Origin of the sequence: Kribbella deserti, from assembly GCF_042434725.1 — a bacterium.
GTDB lineage: Bacteria > Actinomycetota > Actinomycetes > Propionibacteriales > Kribbellaceae > Kribbella > Kribbella deserti.
Genome location: NZ_JBHLTC010000029.1, coordinates 186,514 through 204,494, shown reverse-complemented (window position 1 = coordinate 204,494; position 17,981 = coordinate 186,514). Strand labels below are relative to the sequence as shown.

20 protein-coding genes are annotated in these 17,981 nt (G+C 67.7%); 6 read left to right on the top strand and 14 right to left on the bottom strand.

All coding sequences use genetic code 11. The annotated features are described in order from the left end of the window. Positions 1-103 precede the first annotated feature (103 nt). The 5 genes from ACFFGN_RS22755 to ACFFGN_RS22735 all read right to left on the bottom strand — a co-directional run bounded on the left by ACFFGN_RS22755 (position 104) and on the right by ACFFGN_RS22735 (position 5,466). On the bottom strand, positions 104-760 hold the full coding sequence (locus ACFFGN_RS22755; protein ID WP_380051031.1) for a hypothetical protein: 657 nt from the start codon (positions 758-760) through the stop codon (positions 104-106). A gap of 147 nt (positions 761-907) precedes the next feature. Further along, positions 908-2,278, bottom strand: a complete 1,371-nt coding sequence (locus ACFFGN_RS22750) for a discoidin domain-containing protein (RefSeq protein ID WP_380051029.1) — start codon at positions 2,276-2,278, stop codon at positions 908-910. A gap of 66 nt (positions 2,279-2,344) precedes the next feature. Next, the gene (locus tag ACFFGN_RS22745; protein WP_380051027.1) at positions 2,345-3,268 is read right to left on the bottom strand and encodes a carbohydrate ABC transporter permease; all 924 of its coding nucleotides are present in this window, start codon (positions 3,266-3,268) and stop codon (positions 2,345-2,347) included. Then, positions 3,265-4,143, bottom strand: a complete 879-nt coding sequence (locus tag ACFFGN_RS22740) for a carbohydrate ABC transporter permease (RefSeq protein WP_380051025.1) — start codon at positions 4,141-4,143, stop codon at positions 3,265-3,267. The genes ACFFGN_RS22745 and ACFFGN_RS22740 overlap by 4 nt, the downstream gene beginning before the upstream one ends. Positions 4,144-4,176: 33 nt before the next feature. After that, positions 4,177-5,466, bottom strand: coding sequence for an ABC transporter substrate-binding protein (locus tag ACFFGN_RS22735; RefSeq protein WP_380051023.1), 1,290 nt, complete (start codon positions 5,464-5,466; stop codon positions 4,177-4,179). Between the two features lie 126 nt (positions 5,467-5,592). Here ACFFGN_RS22735 and ACFFGN_RS22730 point away from each other — a divergent pair, with 126 nt between their 5' ends. Together ACFFGN_RS22730 and ACFFGN_RS22725 are read left to right on the top strand one after the other, a co-directional pair. Beyond that, positions 5,593-6,609, top strand: a complete 1,017-nt coding sequence (locus ACFFGN_RS22730) for a LacI family DNA-binding transcriptional regulator (protein WP_380051021.1) — start codon at positions 5,593-5,595, stop codon at positions 6,607-6,609. Positions 6,610-6,651: 42 nt separating this feature from the next. Further along, a complete protein-coding gene (locus tag ACFFGN_RS22725; protein ID WP_380051019.1) occupies positions 6,652-7,842 on the top strand; it encodes a glycoside hydrolase 5 family protein in 1,191 nt (396 codons plus the stop codon). On the opposite strand, the gene ACFFGN_RS22720 is transcribed toward ACFFGN_RS22725, so the two are convergent. Then, positions 7,807-8,322 carry an SseB family protein gene (locus tag ACFFGN_RS22720; protein WP_380051017.1) on the bottom strand — a complete coding sequence of 172 codons (516 nt, stop codon included), beginning with the start codon at positions 8,320-8,322 and terminating at the stop codon, positions 7,807-7,809. The two genes, ACFFGN_RS22725 and ACFFGN_RS22720, sit on opposite strands and share 36 nt — an antisense overlap. Before the next feature lie 87 nt (positions 8,323-8,409). On the opposite strand from ACFFGN_RS22720, the gene ACFFGN_RS22715 reads away from it, so the two are divergent. Genes ACFFGN_RS22715 through ACFFGN_RS22705 form a run of 3 tightly spaced genes read left to right on the top strand, consistent with a single transcriptional unit; the run spans position 8,410 to position 10,380 of the window. Further along, positions 8,410-8,889 (top strand): hypothetical protein, encoded by a 480-nt coding sequence (locus ACFFGN_RS22715; RefSeq protein WP_380051015.1) that lies wholly within the window; start codon positions 8,410-8,412, stop codon positions 8,887-8,889. Next, positions 8,876-9,502, top strand: coding sequence for a uridine kinase family protein (locus ACFFGN_RS22710; RefSeq protein WP_380051013.1), 627 nt, complete (start codon positions 8,876-8,878; stop codon positions 9,500-9,502). Before ACFFGN_RS22715 ends, ACFFGN_RS22710 begins: the two co-directional genes overlap by 14 nt. After that, the gene (locus ACFFGN_RS22705; RefSeq protein ID WP_380051011.1) at positions 9,499-10,380 is read left to right on the top strand and encodes an aldose 1-epimerase family protein; all 882 of its coding nucleotides are present in this window, start codon (positions 9,499-9,501) and stop codon (positions 10,378-10,380) included. Before ACFFGN_RS22710 ends, ACFFGN_RS22705 begins: the two co-directional genes overlap by 4 nt. Here ACFFGN_RS22705 and ACFFGN_RS22700 read toward each other — a convergent pair whose 3' ends face one another. From ACFFGN_RS22700 to ACFFGN_RS22675, 6 genes are all read right to left on the bottom strand, one after another. Then, the gene (locus ACFFGN_RS22700) at positions 10,381-10,845 is read right to left on the bottom strand and encodes a PH domain-containing protein (RefSeq protein ID WP_380051009.1); all 465 of its coding nucleotides are present in this window, start codon (positions 10,843-10,845) and stop codon (positions 10,381-10,383) included. Continuing rightward, on the bottom strand, positions 10,833-11,681 hold the full coding sequence (hisG, locus tag ACFFGN_RS22695) for an ATP phosphoribosyltransferase (protein ID WP_380051007.1): 849 nt from the start codon (positions 11,679-11,681) through the stop codon (positions 10,833-10,835). The genes ACFFGN_RS22700 and hisG overlap by 13 nt, the downstream gene beginning before the upstream one ends. Before the next feature lie 46 nt (positions 11,682-11,727). Beyond that, positions 11,728-11,991, bottom strand: coding sequence for a phosphoribosyl-ATP diphosphatase (locus ACFFGN_RS22690; protein ID WP_020390973.1), 264 nt, complete (start codon positions 11,989-11,991; stop codon positions 11,728-11,730). Then, a complete protein-coding gene (locus ACFFGN_RS22685) occupies positions 11,988-12,686 on the bottom strand; it encodes an MBL fold metallo-hydrolase (protein WP_380051004.1) in 699 nt (232 codons plus the stop codon). The genes ACFFGN_RS22690 and ACFFGN_RS22685 overlap by 4 nt, the downstream gene beginning before the upstream one ends. Before the next feature lie 229 nt (positions 12,687-12,915). Beyond that, positions 12,916-13,185, bottom strand: coding sequence for an aldo/keto reductase (locus tag ACFFGN_RS22680; RefSeq protein ID WP_380051002.1), 270 nt, complete (start codon positions 13,183-13,185; stop codon positions 12,916-12,918). Between the two features lie 959 nt (positions 13,186-14,144). After that, positions 14,145-15,188, bottom strand: a complete 1,044-nt coding sequence (locus tag ACFFGN_RS22675; protein WP_380051000.1) for a helix-turn-helix transcriptional regulator — start codon at positions 15,186-15,188, stop codon at positions 14,145-14,147. A gap of 61 nt (positions 15,189-15,249) precedes the next feature. Between ACFFGN_RS22675 and ACFFGN_RS22670 the strand changes: the two genes are divergently transcribed. Further along, the gene (locus ACFFGN_RS22670) at positions 15,250-16,230 is read left to right on the top strand and encodes a hypothetical protein (protein ID WP_380050998.1); all 981 of its coding nucleotides are present in this window, start codon (positions 15,250-15,252) and stop codon (positions 16,228-16,230) included. A 39-nt stretch (positions 16,231-16,269) separates the two neighbouring features. On the opposite strand, the gene ribH is transcribed toward ACFFGN_RS22670, so the two are convergent. Both ribH and ACFFGN_RS22660 read right to left on the bottom strand, forming a co-directional pair. Continuing rightward, on the bottom strand, positions 16,270-16,740 hold the full coding sequence (gene ribH / locus ACFFGN_RS22665; protein ID WP_380050996.1) for a 6,7-dimethyl-8-ribityllumazine synthase: 471 nt from the start codon (positions 16,738-16,740) through the stop codon (positions 16,270-16,272). Beyond that, positions 16,740-17,981, bottom strand: coding sequence for a bifunctional 3,4-dihydroxy-2-butanone-4-phosphate synthase/GTP cyclohydrolase II (locus ACFFGN_RS22660; protein WP_380050994.1), 1,242 nt, complete (start codon positions 17,979-17,981; stop codon positions 16,740-16,742). Before ACFFGN_RS22660 ends, ribH begins: the two co-directional genes overlap by 1 nt.

Below are 17,981 nucleotides of genomic sequence, written 5' to 3'. Positions count from 1 at the left end.
AACACCCCGAACCCACCCAGCAACCCGCGCCACACCCAAAACGCAACAGGCTCTGCAACCAGGTAGTCGCGCAAAAAGTCGGCAGCTGGCGCGGGTGAGTGGGTCACAGGGTGTGGAGGTTGTGGACGTGGGTGTGGAGGGCGCCGTCGGGGGTGCGGGTCAGGGTCAGTTCGAGGGTCAGGTCGATGAGTTGGGTGGGGTCGTCGGCGTTGAGGAAGTCGATGACGACCTCGGTGTCCGCCGGCAGGCGCAGTACCGAGCCTTCCCAGTCGTCGAAGGGCGGGGGTGGGAGCAGCAGGTTGACCGGGACGTCGTCACTGTCGATGGCCCACATCCAGAAGTCCTCGGCCGGCTGGGTCCAGTCCGGCGGCAGCATCGGGGCCAGGGAGGCTGCGTCGCGGGCTACCACTGCCTCGACGGCTCGGCGTACGGCGGCCTTTTCGTCGTCGGCGAGGTTCCAGAGGCCTTCGTCGCGGTCGTACGGGTGCCAGCTCCACGAGTCGGCGATGGCGGTGAGGGCGACGCCATCGGCGGACAACAGTTGGATCCGTACTCGGCCGTCTGACTCCTCCGCCGAGGCACCGGTGATGGTCGCGTCGGGTAGGAGTACGTCGACGGTTGCGGTGCCGGCTGGTTCGAGGCACAGCCAGATCGAGGGGTCGGTCGGACGCAGGAGGCGAACGCGGATCTCGTGGGGGCGGTGCGCCACTCGCACGATGCGGCTTCCGGTGAGCTGGTCTTCGAGTGCGCGCAGGTCCATCGCGGGATCACACCACGGAACAGGGCGACGACTGCCGCAGTGGAAGGACCAAAGGCCGGGAGCAAAAAGGTCGGGAGCAAAGGTCGGGGTACCGCCCACCGGATTGGGCGGCACCCCTGGTCTGGTCAAGCAGAAGGCGTGAGCTGGTTAGGCGAAGGCTTTTACCTCGTAGAGGCGGGTGGCGGGGTCGGTGGTTTGGGTGGGGGTGGTGATGGTGATGCGGAGGTAGCGGGTGGTCAGGGCTACCGGGTGGGTGGTGACTGAGGCGGTGTTCGCGGTGACGGTGACCGGGGTGGTCCAGGTGGTGGCGTCGTTCGAGGCCTGGATGGTGAAGGCGCGGGTGTTGTAGGCGGTGGACTCGCCGCCGGCGCCCGCGTGGGAGATCTCGATCGAGCGCAGGGACGTCGGGGCGCCTAGGTCGATGCGCAGGAACTTCGACGACGCCAGCGAGCAGAACTTGTCCGTGTTGCCACCAGAGACGGTTCCGTTGACGGCCTTCGCAGGGCCTTCGGTCGACGTGCACGGGGTTGAGCCAGTGGCGGGCTTATTCAGCGCGAGGTTGGCTGGGCCGGTACTGCCGCCGGACATCGCGGAGGTCATTTCGGCGGCCCAGCGCCAGGGTGCCGCCGTACCGCCTGGGTCGGAGTTGAAGTACTCCCAGCCGTCGACGCCGCCGAAATTCGGGTACTTCGCGACGAGGGCGCCGAGGGTGTTCTTCAGCGTGGCGAGTGGGACGTAGCCGCCGCAGTTCGCCGAGTTCGTGACGACGCCGGCGACGACCTTGTTCGGGGTGAACAGACCGCGGTTGATGATGTTGTCGTACCCGGTGGTGTTGGCCATCGAGCCCCAGCCGCAGTAGAACTGCGCGTTGTACCAGTCGATCTTGGTACCACGCTCACGCTCGAGCGTTTCGTAGTTGAAGCCCGAGAGGTTGCCACCGCCGGACAAGGCCGTCGCGACCGGGGCCAGCGTGATGATGAAATCGGTGCCGAAGTCGGTGGTCAACTGGTCGATCAGCCGGTTGATCGCGGCCTGGGACATGGTCTCCTCGACGTCGAGATCCACCCCGTCCAGGCCGTACGTCGTGATGACGTTCTTCAGCCGCGGGTAGTACGTCGCGAAGTCGTTCTGCAGGCGCTGGAACGTACCCTGCGCGGCGCCTCCCACCATGCCCAGCACGTGCACGCCTTTGGCCTGCATGGCCTTCAGGTCGGTCCACATCTGGTTGTACCGCGGATCGCCCGGCGGGTGGTCGTTCAGGTGCGTACTGCCATCGCTGTTGAGGTGGATCGCGCCGACCAGTACGTCGGTGACGCCGGTGTTGTTGTCGGTCATCGGCTTGGGCGACACGTACACGTTGTTCAGGTACTGCGTTTGGTAGTACACGACCACACGCTTGCTGTCGGCAACAGCCGAGACCGGTGCAGCGGCCGGACTCACAACCGCAGCGGCGGGGGCGGTCAGCGCGGCACCGGCGAGGGCCGTGACGGCCAGCGCGGTGATTGCCTCACGAAACATTGGTGCTCCTTTGACTTCGAACCAACCGAAACTTCGGGCGGATGGATGGTCGAAACAGGCGCGGTTCTAGCCCTTGACGGCGCCCTCCTCAACGCCCTTGAAGAAGAACCGCTGCAGGGTGCCGAACACGATCACGATCGGAATGAACGCGATCATCGTGCCCGCGGCGATCAGCCGGGGGTTGTTGCTGAAGGTGCCGCTCAGGTACTGCAGGCCGACCGTCAGGGTGTACTTGTCGGGATCGGTGAGCACGATCAGCGGCCAGAGGAAGTCGTCCCAGGCGCCGATGAAGGCGAAGATCGCGACCACGCTGAGGGTGCCGCGCACGCTGGGCAAACCGATGTACAGGAAGCGCTGCCAGACGTTCGCGCCGTCGACGATCGCGGCCTGGTCGATCTCCTGCGGCACCACCCGGAACGCGTTGTACATCAGCAGTACGTTCAGCGTGCCGATCATGCCGGGCAGCGCCACCCCGAACAGGGTGTTCGCCAGACCGAACTCCCGCACCGTCACGTACTGGGAGATGATCGTGACCTCGCCGGGCAGGATCAGCGTGGCGAGGAACAGACCGAGCACGAGCTTGCGCCCGCGGTACTGCAGCCGGGCCAGCGCGAACCCGGCCAGCGAAGCGCCGATGACGTTGCCGCTGACAACGAGTGCGGCGACGAACAGGGAGTTGCCGGCGTAGTCCCACACCGGGATGGTGTCGGCGACCGCCTGGTAGTGGTCGAACGTCGGTTCCGACGGCAGGAGCTTCGGGATCCGGGTGTAGATGTCCTCCCCCGAGCCCTTCAACGAGGTGGACAGCTGCCACAGGAAGGGGCCGACCGTGATGATCAGGACGAACACCAGCAGCACGTAGCGCAGCACCAGCTCCTGCCACGTGATCTTGTTGAAGCCACCGCCGGAACGACGCCCCCGGCGCTCAGAGGGTGCGTCAGCGGCATCGGGTACGTCGATGGGCCGCGCGGGGTCGGTCACGATGCTCATGCGTCCGCCGCCTTCTGGTTGATCCGGGCCAGCACCAGCATCGGTACGACGGTGACGAAGAACAGCACGATCGACAGCGCGGAGGCATAACCGAGGTTGCCCTCGAAGCCCTGGCTGTACTGCTGGATCAGCATCACCACCGAGCTGTCCCGGCCGCCCGGGCCACCGGTACCGCCGCTGAGGATGAACAGTTCGGAGAAGATCCGCAGCGCCGATACCGAGATGAGGATCGCGATCAGGATCATCGTGCCGCGCACACCGGGAATGGTGATGTTGATGAACCGCCGGAACGCGCTGGCTCCGTCGACCGCGGCCGCCTCGTGCAGCTCGCGGCCGACGTTCCCCAGTGCGGCCAGGTAGATGATCATGTAGTAGCCAAGGCCCTTCCAGACCGTCAGGCTGATCGCGCTGAACAACAGCAGCCACTGGTCACTCAGGAACGGCAAGGGCCCCTGGATGAAGCCGAGCTTCTCCGCCAGGCCGTTGACCAGCCCGCGCTCGTCGAGCAGCCAAGTCCAAATCAGCGCGACCACCACCGCCGAGGCCACTACCGGCGTGTAGAAGACCGTCCGGAAGAACGTGATTCCGGGCAGCTTCTTCTCCACCAGTACGGCGATCAGCAGCGGCAGGATCGTCAGCAGCGGCAGGCACACCAGCATGTAGACGACGCTGTTGATCAGGGCGTACCGGAGCTGCTCGTCTTCCAGCAGGGCACGGAAGTTCGCCAGGCCGACGAACTGACCGCCGCCAAGGGGGCGGGCATTGGTGAACGACAGGATGACCGTGTTGATCGACGGCCACAGGCTGAACACCAGCAACCAGACGAACGCGGGCAGAACCAGCAGCCAGGGTGAGAACCAGCGGTGGGAGCGCATTGCCTACTTCCAGGAACGAAGGAACAACGAGGACTACTGCTTGAGCAACTGGTTCGCCTTTGCGACGGCCGCGTCGAGGGCCTGCTTCGAACTCACCTTGCCGGCGATCGCGAGCGAGATCTGCTGGTTGATGAAGTCGTTGGTGGCACCGCTGATGATGGCGGGCTGCAGCGGCTTCGCCTTGGCCAGCGACTCGAACGCGAGCACCTTCGCTTCGCTTTCCGGCGTGCCGTCGCTCTTGGAGAAGTACGGGTCGCTCGCGGAGGCCTTGGTGGACGGGAAGATGTTCACGATCTTCGCGAAGGCGGCCTGGTTCTCGGCGTTGGTGACGAACCGGGCGAGCGCGATCGCCGCGGCCTGGTTCTTGGTCTTGGCCGAAACCGACAGCCCCTGCACGTACAGCGCGGGGGTGTCCAGCGCGGGCGAGGGCACGACCTTGCCCTTCAGCGACGGGTTGTCCTTGACGAAGTCCTGGATCGCGTTACCGCCACCGGTCGTCCACGCCACCTTGCCCTCGGTGAAGAGCTTGGAGTTGCCGAGGTACTCCTGGGTCAGGATGCCCTTCGGCAGGTAACCGGCCTGGTAGGCGTCGCGGTACTTGTCCAGCAGCGCGGCGGCCTCGGGGGTGTTGAACACGAAGCTCTTGCCGTCGTCGGACAGGATCTTGACCCCGGCGTTGGTGAGGTCACCGATGCCCGGCAAGCGGCTCATCAGGTACTCGCGGCCGTTCGACTTGTCGTGCATCACCTTGGCCGCGGCGAGCAGCTCGTCGAACGTCTTCGGCGGGTTCTTCACGTCCAGGCCGGCCGCCGCGAACTTCGCCGAGTTCCAGTAGTTGATGTCGGTGTTGAGGTACCAGGGGTAGCCGAAGGTGCCGTCCTGGCCCTGGAACTGGTACGCCGCGACACCACCTTCGACGTAGTCCTTGCCCAGATCCGGGTCGGCCGCGGCGACGTCGAGCAGCAGGTTCTGCTTGGCCAGCGGCAGCGCGAAGTCCGGCGGCAGGTTCACCACGTCCGGCAACTGCCCGGCGGAGGCCTGGCTGAGCACCTTCTTGTCGTAGCCGTCACCGGGCTGGTCCAGCCAGGTCACCTTGGTGCCCGGGTACTTCGCCTCGAAAGCCTTGATCACGCCTTCGACGTACGTCGTGAACTTCGGCTTCAGCGCCCAGGTCTGCAGGCTGACCTCGCCCTTCACCTCGGCGCCGGTGGAGACGGTCGGCTTGCTCTCTCCTGCGGATTCGCCGCCGCCGAGCCCGCAGCCGGACAGGGAAAGTGCGGCGGTGGCCACCAGGGCGGCCGCTGAAGTCAGACGCTTTGACATCGAATTCTCCTGAACAGATAAACCGGTCTAGTTCCCGGACTATCCACCCCGTAGAATCCGCTGTCAAGAGCAACGCCGCGTCACCGGGGCGAAGCAATGCCCAGCACAGGACGCTTAGGAGGGGCCATGGCCAGACCGACGATCGCGGACATCGCCGACCGCGCCGGGGTGTCCAAGGGCGCGGTCTCGTTCGCGCTGAACGGACGGCCCGGGGTGAGCGAAGCCACCCGCGCGCGCATCCTCGAGATCGCCGACCAGATGCACTGGCGGCCACACAGCGCCGCGCGGGCGCTCGGTGGTTCCCGGGCGGACTCGATCGGCCTGGTGATCGCCCGGCCGGCCCGCACGCTCGGGGTCGAGCCGTTTTTCGCGCAACTGCTCTCCGGCCTGCAGTCGGGCCTGTCCGCGCGCTCGATCTCGCTACAGCTGCTGATCGTCGAGGACACCGCCGCCGAGATCGAGGTGTACCGGCGCTGGGCCTCCGAGCACCGCGTCGACGGCATCGTGCTGGTCGACCTGACCGTGAAGGACCCGCGCGTCGACCTCCTGCGCGAACTGGCGATTCCGACCGTGGTGATCGGCGGCCGAGGTGGCCGCGGCAGCCTGCCGTCGGTGTGGGCCGACGACCGCGAGGCGATGCTGTCGATCGTGGAGTACCTGGCCGCGCTCGGCCACCGCCGCATCGCGCACGTAGCCGGTACGCCGAATTTCCAGCACACCCAGCGCCGGATCCGGGCGATCCGCGACGTCGTACCGCGCCTTGGGCTGGACGTCGTCTCACTGCCGACCGACTTCAGCGACGCCGAGGGGGCCGCGACCACGCGCAAGCTGCTGTCCGGTGCGAAGCGGCCGACCGCGATCGTCTACGACAGTGACGTGATGGCGGTCGCCGGGCTCGGGGTGGCGATGGAGATGGGTGTGTCCGTGCCGGGCGAGCTGTCGCTGGTCGCGTTCGACGACTCGGTGCTGACCCAGTTGATGCACCCGGCCCTGACCGCGCTGTCCCGCGACACCTTCGACTTCGGCCGGCAGGCCGCGGAGGTGCTGCTCGCCGTCCTGGCGGACCCGACCACGGTGATCAACCGCAAGACCGCGACGCCGGTGCTGACCGTTCGGGAGAGCACGGCACCGCCGGCGGAATGAGACTGACTGGCGGTCTTGACTAAATCGCTTTAGCATCCTCGAATGCGCCCCGATCCGATCACCGGCCCGACCGGTACGCCGCCCGCGCCCCGCTTCGGCGCCAACTACGTGCCGTCGCGCGGCTGGTTCTACAGCTGGCTGGACTACTCCGGCGACGACGTCCGGCGCGATTTCGAGGACCTGGCCGGCCTCGGCCTCGACCACGTCCGGGTGTTCCCGATCTGGCCGTGGATCCAGCCGAACCGGGCGATCGTGCGGCAGCGGCCGATCGACGACCTGCTGGACACGATCGACGCCGCGGCGGAGTTCGGTCTGGCGGTTTCGGTCGACTTCATCCAGGGCCACCTGTCCAGCTACGACTTCCTGCCGTCCTGGGCCCTGACCTGGCATCAGCGCAGCCTGTTCGAGGACCGCCTGGTCCGCGACGGCCTCACGCAGTACGTCGACACGCTCGCGCGGGCCGTCGGCACCCGGGACAACGTCTTCGCGCTGACCCTGGGCAACGAGGTGAACAACCTCTGGCCCACGAATACCACCACCGCGGCCGCGTCGTACGACTGGGCGCGCGAGCTACTCGAGACGGCCCGGGCGGCAGCGCCGGACAAGCTCTGTCTGCACTCGGTCTTCGACGACGCCTGGTACAAGCCGGATCACCCGTTCACGCCGGCCGAGGCGGTCGAAATGGGTGACCTGACGACGGTTCATTCCTGGGTCTTCAACGGGGTGTCCCGAATCGACGGACCACTCGGGCCCGCCACGATCTCGCACGCGGACTACCTGGTGGAGCTGGCCGCCGCCACCGCGCTGGACCCGGATCGGCCGGTCTGGCTCCAGGAGATCGGCGTACCGGAGCCGGATGTGCCGCCGGGTGACGCCGCCACCTTCGTACGGCAGACCCTCGCGCACGTACTGACGAATCCCGCGCTCTGGGGCGTCACGTGGTGGTCGTCGCACGACATCGATCGCTCGCTGGCCGATTTCCCGGATCGCGAGTACGACCTGGGCCTCTTCACGGTCGACCACCGGCGTAAACCGGCGGCCGAGGCCATCGCGGAGATCATCGCGGGCCCGCATCCGGAGCCGGTCAAGCCCGAGCGAACGCTGCAGGCCCCGGTCGATCTACTGGCCGAGCCGGAACGACGGGACGAGGTCGCGCCGGGCAGCGCCTTCCACCGCGAATGGGTGGCCGCGCGCGTCTCAGGTCCGGTCGGCATCTCCGTCGGCCGGGACTGACTGCGCCCAGGCGAAGCTGCCGTCCTCCAGGCGAAGCACCTGCTGCCCGGAGGCGAGGCGTCGTACGTCGTCGCCCTCGATGACGTACGACGCGGGGCCGGCCAGGTCGACCACGATGGCGTCGGCGCCTTCTTGTACGGCGGCGGTGGCGGCCAGCGCGGTTTGGGTCGGCATCGGCCGGGCCTCGGGGCTCCACCGACGCAGGCTCTCGGTACCGGTGAACGCGAGCAGCGCCTTCCGGCCGTCCTGGCCTTGCAGGAGCGCGACGGCCATATCGGAGGTCTTGTCGTGGGCCAGACCGTTTTCGTCGTACTCCACCTCGCCGAGCAGGGCCACGACCGGTACGAGCAGGCGGGCCTTGGTCAGCGCGGCCAGGATCGGCCCGGGCGCTCCGGCCGCGAGGGCCGCCGCCAGCGCGGGATCGGCCGTGCCGTCGTCGTGCTCGAATCCGGTGAAGGCCAACTGCCGCTTGGGTTCCACCCTGTCATTGTCCCCGGCGGGTGATTCAGGGTGGCGTCAGGGCTGTTCCCGGCTTGGTTCCGGCCGGACCTGTGCAAGCCTGGGTATGTGCCTGACTTCAACGATCTGACGCTGCTGCCACTCTGCGTGGGCCTGACCCTGATCGGGCTGATCGCCAGCTGGGCGGCCTGGCGCCGTCGCGGCCTGAACGCCGGGATTCGCGGCGTGGCCTGGTCCCTGCTGCCGGTCGCCCTCTACCTGACCAACCTGCTGGAGCTGCTCTGGGACGTGGTCAAGGCGTCCGTCGACTGGGTCACCCAGCTGATCTTCTCCCCGACCGTCTGGGCCGGTATCGCGCTGTTCGGCGTCTCGGTCGTGCTGTTCGTGGTGTCCGGCTTCGTGAAGGGCCGGACCGCGCCGAAGGCCGCCACCAAGGACTCCCCCAAAGCCGCCACCGGCCAGTTGCCGCAGACCGCCTCGGCTCAGCCGGCCAGAGCTCCCAAGGCCTCGAAGCCGGGCAAGAAGGCGGAGACCTCGGAGGAGTTCGACGAGATCGAGGACATCCTGAAGCGCCATGGAATCAACTAAGACGATCACCTACGGCCGGCTCCTCGACCAGGTGCTGGCCAGTCCCCCGGCGCTCGGCGCCACCCGGCTGATCTGCATCGACGGCCCGGCCGGCTCGGGTAAGACCACCGTCGCCGGGCGACTGGCCCAGACCGCCGAAGGCCGTGGCCTGCGGGTGCAGGTCGTGCACATGGACGACCTGTACGCCGGCTGGGACGGCGCCGAGCAGGGATTCGCCCTGCTACGGGACCACGTGCTGGCGCGCCTGGCCAAGGGGCTCGAGGGCCGCTACCGCCGGTACGACTGGCAAGCCGGCGCGTACGCGGAGGTCCACCTGGTCCCGGCCACGGTGGAGCTGTTGATCGTTGAAGGAGTCACCTCGGCCAACCGTGGCGTCGAGCCCTGGCCGTCCCTGCGGATCTGGGTCGAGACCGGTAACGCCCTGCGCCTGGACCGCGGGATCGAGCGCGACGGCGAGGCGATGCGGGACCGCTGGCTGGAGTGGATGCGCTGGGAACGCGACTACTTCGCGACCGAGGCCACCCGCGACCGGGCCGACCTGATCGTCGACGGCGCCGGACCGGGCACCGAGGCGGAACTTGTACTTAAAGGGACAACTAAGCTGACCGCATGACCTCTCCGTCTGGACGCCAGTGGACCATCAGCTCGGGCGAATACACCGCCACCATCGTCGAGGTAGGCGGTGGAGTCCGCAGCCTCACCCGGGACGGTACCGACGTCCTGATCGGGTACGGCGAGAACGAGAGCGCCCACGCGGGAATCGGCCAGCAACTGCTGCCCTGGCCCAACCGGATCGCCGACGGCCGCTACACCTTCGAAGGCACTGACGAGCAGCTCTCCCTCACCGAACCGGACAAGCACAACGCCATTCACGGCCTCACCCGATGGGCCTCCTGGTCCCGGCTGGACGACGGTTCGAGCGAGGCCGTCTGCGTGGTCGGTTACCGCCTGTACGGCGAACCCGGGTACCGCCACCAGCTGGACTTCTCGATCCGCTACGAGGTCTCGGCCGAGGGCCTCGCGGTCGAGGCCACCGCGACGAACATCGGCACCACCAACGCGCCGTACGGCTTTGGCACGCATCCCTATCTGACCGTGGGCCGTCGGCTCGACGAGTGCGAGCTGTCCTTCACCGCCGGCAAGCGGGTCGATGTCGATCCCGACCGGCTCCTGCCGCGAGGCGTGGAGGACGTTGCGGGCACGCCGTTCGACTTCAGCACGGGCCGGGTGGTTGGCGACCTGTTCATCGACAACGCTTTCACGGACCTGCCGGACGAGTGGACCGTGCGGCTGACCGATCCGTCGTCCGACCGCTCGGTGGCGCTCACCTCGGACACCCGCTGGCTGCAGCTCTACTCCGCGAACGCCATCGATCGGGCCGGTGTCGCGGTCGAGCCGATGACCTGCCCGCCGAACGCCTTCGTCACCGGCGAGGACGTCATCGTGCTGGCGCCGGGCGACCGCCACAGCACGTCGTACCGCGTGGCCTGATCAGGTCCGGCCGGCGCCGTGGGCCTTCGCGATGCGAGCGAGATCCTTCGCCGCTTCGCGGGCCCGCGGGCCGTCCGAAGTCTGCACTGCGAGCACTCCGAGGCGCGTGCCCTCCTGATCGAACACCTGCAACCAGGCATCACCCGGGCTGAGCCGTAGTACGGAGATGTCGCTCCACTTCAGCCGGTACGACTTGAAGACGTTGCGCACCGCCAGGCCGTCCTCGTACGCCGCAACGCGAACCGTGGCCATCCGGTACAGCCCCCACAGCACGATGCCGGCGAAAAAGAGCAACGTCAGCCGCTGGAACAGCGTGAACGTCTCCTTGATCTCGTCCGACAGCCGTATCCAGATCACGCCGAACACCGACACCATCGAGGCCGTCAGCATCGCGGACATCACCGCGAGCACCCGCGCGCGGAACTGCCACAGGGGTGCCACGGTCTTGGCCATCAGATCCGGCATGCGTGAATGTCCGTGGTGAGGATGGCGCGGGCGCCGACCTCCCAGAGCTGGTCCATGATCCGCTGTGCGTCGGCCCGGGGCACCATCGCGCGGACGGCGACCCAGCCTTCCCGATGTAGCGGCGATACCGTCGGCGACTCCAGGCCGGGCGTGAGCGCGTTGGCCTTCTCGACCGCCTCGGCGCGGATGTCGTAGTCCATCATCACGTAGTTGCGCGCGACCAGAACGCCCTGCAACCGGCGCACGAGCTGCTCCAGGCCCTTGGGCGGTTCGGTCACACCGTTGCGCGTGATCAGCACGGCCTCGGACTTGAGAATCGGCTCACCGAAGACCTCCAGCCCGGCCTGCCGCAGCGTGGTCCCGGTCTCGACCACGTCCGCGATCACATCGGCGACACCCAGCTGTACGGCGGACTCGACCGCGCCGTCGAGCCGGACCACCTGGGCCTCGACCCCGTTCTCCGCGAGGTGGTCGGCCAGGACTCCGGCGTACGACGTGGCGATGCGCTTGCCACCGAGGTCCTTCACCGAACCGGCCACGCCGGGCGGACCCGCGAACCGGAAGGTGGACCGGCCGAAGCCGAGCTCGACGATGACCTCGGCCTCGGCGTGCGAGTCGAGCACCAGGTCACGGCCGGAGATCCCCACGTCCAGCGTGCCCAGCCCGACGTACACGGCGATGTCTTTGGGGCGCAGGTAGTAGAACTCGACCTCGTTGTCCGGATCGGTCAGCGCGAGGTCCTTGGTGGAACGGCGCTGCCGGTATCCGGCCTCGGTCAGGATGTCGATGGCGGCTTCGCTCAGCGAGCCTTTGTTCGGCACTGCGACGCGCAGCATGGATCGGCCTTTCGAATGAGATGAACCGGGATCTGTAGCGGCACTGCTACAGATGTCGGTACACGTCGTCGAGGCTCAGTCCCAGCGCGTGCATCATCACCTGGGCGTGGTACAGCAGCTGGGACAGCTCCTCGGCGGCCCGCTCCTTACCCTCGTGCTCGGCGGCCATCCAGGATTCGGCGGCTTCCTCGACCAGCTTCTTGCCGATCGTATGCACGCCGGCATCCAGCGCTGCCACGGTGCCGGATCCCTCCGGTCGCGTCAGCGCCTTCTCACCCAGCTCGGCAAAGAGTTCGTCAAAGGTCTTCATCGCCCGCTCAGCCTACCGGCCATCCGCCGGGGCGCTGAGTGGGCGTCCACATACCACTCCAGTCCGGTTTTCATCAGGCGCCGGACCATGGCGAAATCCGTGCTCTCGTCACCCTCGCGTTCGTGGAACGGCGGCGGGTAGAAGCAGTCGCCCAGCAGCGCCACGCTCGACTCGTCATCGATGACGATCAGGGAGTCGGGCGCGTGACTGCCGCCGACATGTTCGAGCCGTACGCCGGTCGGCAACGTCAGGGTGCCGTCGAACGTGCGGTGCGGCGGTACGACCTTGAAACCGGTCCAATCCGCCATCGCCAGGGCTCTCGCCCGGAAGCTCGGGCCAAGTTTCGGATTCGCGGCGACCTGGTCGCGGAGGTAGGCGTGGCTCCACGGGCGGGCCGCCTCCCTCTCGAGGATGGCGGTCGCGGCGGAGTGCGCGACGATCTCGACGTCTTCCCAGGCGCAGGCGCCCCAGGTGTGGTCCCAGTGGTTATGCGTGTACGTCAGCCAACGTGGCGCCGGCAGCTGTTCGGCCGCGATGGCCTGCTGGATCCGGCGGGCCTGGTCCGGCGAATTGCCGGCATCCACGATCACGCTGCCCCGATCGTCGGCGATCACCGCGACACAGCCGCGAATCGCATCCGGATCCGGATCATGCGGCCAGAGCCAAACCCGTCCGGCAAGGTGCTGCAAAGGCATCCCCGAAACCTACCTTTCCGGGAATGCCGACGCTCGGGGCCACGTGGTGCTCCGGCGCTGGCCACCGTGTCACGGTCCGGCGCTGGCCGCCGTGTCATGGTCCGGCGCTGGCCACCGTGTCATGGTCCGGCGCTGGCCACCGTGTCATGGTCCGGCGCTGGCCACCGTGTCATGGTCCGGCGTTGGCCACCGTGTCATGGTCCGGCGCTGGCCACCGTGTCGTAGTCCGTCAGTGGGCGGCGTCGAGGCGGGTGCGCTGGTCGTCGGTGAGTTCGAGCTTGCCCGCGGTGAGGGCCTCGTCCAGTTGGGCCCGACTGCTCGCGCCGATGATGGCCTTGATCGACGGCAACAACCAGGCGAGTACGACCTGTCCCGGCGTCATCCCGAGCTCCTTCGCCACCTCCCCGAGCACCTTCAGCCGTGCCGTCGTACCAGGGTGGTCGTACACCTCGGGAAACGGCCGCGTAGTCCCTGCGGGAGGGCGGCCGCGTGGTGCCACTGCGGGTGGGGCCGACCGTGTTGTGCGTCGGCGGGTTGAGGTCCGGCCGGAGTGTGTGTCGGCGGGTGGTTCGTTGCACCCGTCCCCCTGAGTCTTGCGAATTGTCAGGTCGGTCCGGACCGCGTCAAGGGTTGGAATCGGCTGCGCCGACGCGTTCGCGCCCTTGACCCGGCCCGAACCGACCGAGTGCAGCGGGCTATCAGGGGGACGGGTGGGGTCTGGCCGGTTGCGTCGGGTGGTCCCGCGGGGGTCGGGTGGTTGGTCGATGCGGCCGATGGGCCGAATCGACGGGGTCGGCCGCTCGTCGGCGGGTTATCGCCTGGAAGTTTCGCGGGTCGGCGTGTCAACTGGGGGGTCGGCGTTCGAAACTTGACGAGTCGACCCCCGACTTCACATGTCGACCCCTGAAATAGTCGCCGTGATCCGCTCGCTGCAGCGCGATCTCCCCCGATCCAGGCCGATGCGCGACCGGGTGCTGCGCATGCCGATCGTGGGAGTGGCTGGCCACTCGCGAGGTGGGTTACCACCTCGGATTCCGGGGTGGTAACCCACCGGCGGGATGGCTGGCCACTCGCAGGACTGCCCGGTGCCGGTGTCGATGGCCTTCGAACCCGGGGTCCTCGGCCGTCGGCGTTGATGGGCTCGGATGACCGCGCTCCGGATGGGCGCGATGTGGACTCTGGACGGGCGCGATGTGGACTCTGGACGGGCCCGATGTGGTGGTTTGGGCCGCGCGGTCGCCGGGGCTCGGGGCGGCTACCGGGGTTTCGCTCCGCTACCCGGATTTGGGGTGGCCGCTGCCGAGTTGTTTGACCGCTACCCGGTTGCAGCCGGGTAGTCGTACAAAAAATCGGTAGTCGGCTGGACCGGACCCCCGCTGGTCCATCGGGACCGCCCGCCCGGCCGCCTGGACCGCCAGTTGGGCCGTCAACCACCTGGTCGAAGCGCGGTGGCCCGACTCAGAGCGTGCGCGACATCCCGGGGACCGGTGCCAACCGAAACCACCCCACAGAATCAATCACTCCCCCGGACGAATACATCCCAACCAACTCCCCCGCAATCTCCGCCAGCTTGCCCCGCAGCGATTCCGGCGCCAGAACCTCCAACCCCGCGCCGTACCGAATCAACTGCTCAGCCGCGTTCCCCACCGACTCGATCGGCACCTCCGCCGTCACCCACCCCTCCTCATCAGGAGTGGAGCCACTCTCGCCAACGGCCCGAAGCAACAACGTCGCCGACAGATCCGAAAGCCGTCGCAACAACCCGGGCGAGATCCGCACAAGCGCAGTTCCGGTAAACCTCCGAGCCTCGAAGTCATCGAGATGCGCCTGCCAATGCGTCGCCAGATCGAAGCCGGGCTCGCGTTCGAACACCTCGTCGGTAGGCGTCAGTGACAACACATTCGACACCCGGTACGTCCGGAAGCCGGATTTCCCCGTACCTGAAACGACGTACCAACTCCCGCTCTTGAGCACCAGACCGTACGGCTCCAAGACGCGTTCGACCTCGCGAGGTGCCTCCCAACGCCGGTACAGCACACGCACGCGACGATCCTGCAGAACCGCTTCCGCCAACTCCGCCAGGAACGGTGAATCCTCGGCCTGCCGATACCAAGCCGGCATGTCCAGGTAGAACCGATCCTTCAGCCGTCCGGCCTGATCCCGCTGGTCCGGCGCCAGCGCCGCGAGCAGCTTCAACTCGGCGGCGGCCGCGGGCCGGGTCAACCCGAGTGCTGCCGCAGGCCCGGGCATACCGACCAGGAACAGCGAGGCGGCTTCCTGTTCGGTCAGGCCTGTCAGGCGAGTGCGATAGCCGTCGACCAGGCGGTATCCCCCGGCGCGGCCTTGTTCGGCGTACACGGGAACTCCGGCGGCGGCGAGGGCCTCGACGTCGCGGTACACCGTGCGCAGGGAGACCTCGAGCTCGTCTGCCAGTTCGCGCGCCGTCAGCCGGTGGCGGGTCTGGAGCAGCAGGAGGATCGAGAGGAGCCGACTGGACCGCATGGTTCGAGATTAGCCGGAAAGACTGCCATTCGCTGTCAGGTATAGGCGTCAAGCTCAATCCATGAGCACAGACACCACTACCGCAACCACCGCAGCCCAGCCCGCGAAGATCACCGGCGACTTCGATTTCTTCACCGGGCATTTCGACGTCGCGCACCGCCAACTGAAGAACCCGTTGACGGGGAGTGACGATTGGGAGGAATACACCGGAACCTGCCACGCGCGGATCCTTTTCGACGGCGCGGTCAGCATCGACCAGGTGACGTTCCCCTCCAAGGGGGCGTACGGCATGTCGCTGCGGTTGTTCGATCCGGTCGAGAAGGACTGGACGATCTACTGGATCAACAGCAAAACCGGCAAGACCCAGCCGCCGGTCCGGGGGCGGTGGGATGGTGACAGCTGCTGGCTCGTCGGCGAGGACGAGCACGAGGGCCGCCCGGTGCTCGCGAGCTACGTGTGGTCCGACGTCACCGAGCGTACGGCGAAATGGCAGCAGGCATTCTCCGTGGACAACGGGGAGACCTGGGAGACGAACTGGGTGATGGAGTTCACCCGGCGAGACGATGCGCCGGAGCCGCTGGGCCTACCGAAGGTCACGGACGACTTCGAGTTCCTCAACGGCGTTTGGCAGGGTGAACACCAGCGGCTGCGCGAGCCGTTGACCGGTAGCACCGAGTGGTACGAGTTCTCCAGCACGCTGACCGGCTGGACGTACTTCGACGGCGCCGTCAGCGTGGACGAGGGGGTGCTGCCGAGCCTCGGGTTCAAGGGCCTGACGTTCCGGACGTTCGACCCGATCGCCAAGGAGTGGTCGATCTACTGGATCAACAGCTTGCGCGGAAAGCTGGACACCCCGGTGGTCGGCAAGTTCGATGCCGAGGGCAATGGTCTGTTCTACGGGCCGGACGAGCACAACGGGGTACCGATCGAGGTCCGGTTCCACTGGCGCAAGAACGGTCCGGCGCCGACGTGGGAGCAGTCGTTCTCCACCGACGGCGGCCAGACCTGGGAGGCCAACTGGCGAACCACCTTCCGCCGCTAGAACTCGTGGGCCCCGGGCAACAACCGGGGCCCACGAATTTCAGAGTGAGCGGATAGCCAGGGCCGAGATGAGCGCGGCCTGGGCGGCTTCGTAGCCCTTGTCCTCACGGCTGTCCGGCAGGCCCGCGCGATCGAGGGCCTGCGGGTCGTTGTCACAGGTCAGCAGGCCGAATCCGACCGGCACGCCCGTGGTCACCGAGACCTGCATGAGGCCTTCGGTCGCGGCCTGGCAGACGTACTCGAAGTGCGGGGTGTCGCCGCGGATCACCACGCCGAGCGCGACCACCGCGTCGTACCCGCTGCGGGCCGCGTGCAACGCCGCGACGGGCAGCTCGAACGAGCCCGGCACCCGGACGACCTTGTGATCGGTGACGCCGGCCTCCGCCAGGGCCCGCTCGCTCCCGGCGACCAGGGAGTCGGTGATCAGCGGGTGCCACTGCGCCGCGATGACCGCGACGCGCAGGCCCTCAGCCCGCGGGGTTTCGATGGTCGGTGCGCCACTTCCGGACATCAGCCGGCTCCGTTCTCGTCGATGAGGGGGGCAGCGCCGGGCAGGTGATGGCCCATCCGGTCGCGTTTGGTGCTCAGGTACCGCAGGTTGTGCTCGGTCGGATCGATGTGAATGCCCAGGCGCTCGACCACCTCGATGCCGTGCCCCTGCACACCGGCCATCTTCTCCGGATTGTTGGTCAGCAACCGCACCGACGTGACGCCCAGATCCGCGAGGATCTGCGCGCCCGTGCCGTAATCGCGCGCGTCGGCCGGCAGCCCGAGGTCGAGGTTGGCGTCCACCGTGTCGCGGCCCGCGTCCTGCAGTTCGTAGGCCCGCAGTTTGTGCAGCAGGCCGATCCCCCGGCCCTCGTGCCCGCGCAGGTAGACGATCACGCCGCCTGCCGAGGCGATCTGGCGCATCGCCTCGTCCAGCTGCGGGCCGCAGTCGCAGCGCAGCGAACCGAAGGCGTCGCCGGTCAGGCACTCCGAGTGCAGGCGAACCAGTACCGGCCCGGTTCCGATGTCACCGCGAACCAGGGCGAGTTGCTCCGATCCGTCGACGGTGTTGCGATAGCCGTGCGCGACGAAATCGCCGTACCGGGTGGGCAGCCGTGTTGTGGCGACCCGCTCGATCTGTGTCTCGGTACGGCGCCGATACTTGATCAGGTCCTCGATCGAGACGAGCACCAGCCCGTGCTCGTCGGCGAACTCGCGCAGTTCGGGACCACGTTTCATCGTGCCGTCGTCGTTCACCAGTTCGGCGATCACCGCGGTCGTGCCGAGCCCGGCGAGCCGGGTCAAGTCGAGCGAGGCCTCGGTATGACCCGGACGAACCAGTACGCCGCCCTCGCGACCGCGCAGCGGGAAGATATGCCCGGGCTGCACCAGGTCGTACGACTCGGAGGCCGAATCCGCCAGCACCCGGATGGTCCGGGCCCGGTCGGCGGCGGAGATACCCGTGGTCACGCCGTCGCGCGCGTCCACCGAGATCGTGTACGCCGTACGCAGGCGCTCCCGGTTGTGCGGCGTCATCAGCGGAATGCCGAGGCGGTCCAGTTCGGCGGCCTCCATCGGCACGCAGACCACGCCCGAGCTGTACCGGATCAGGAAGGCCAGCAGTTCCGGAGTGGCCTTGGACGCGGCGAAGATCAGATCGCCTTCGTTCTCGCGATCCTCGTCGTCCACCACGATGATCGGGCGGCCCGCGCGGATCTCGTCGATCGCGTGCTCGATGGTGTCGAGCTTCAGTACCTCACCCAT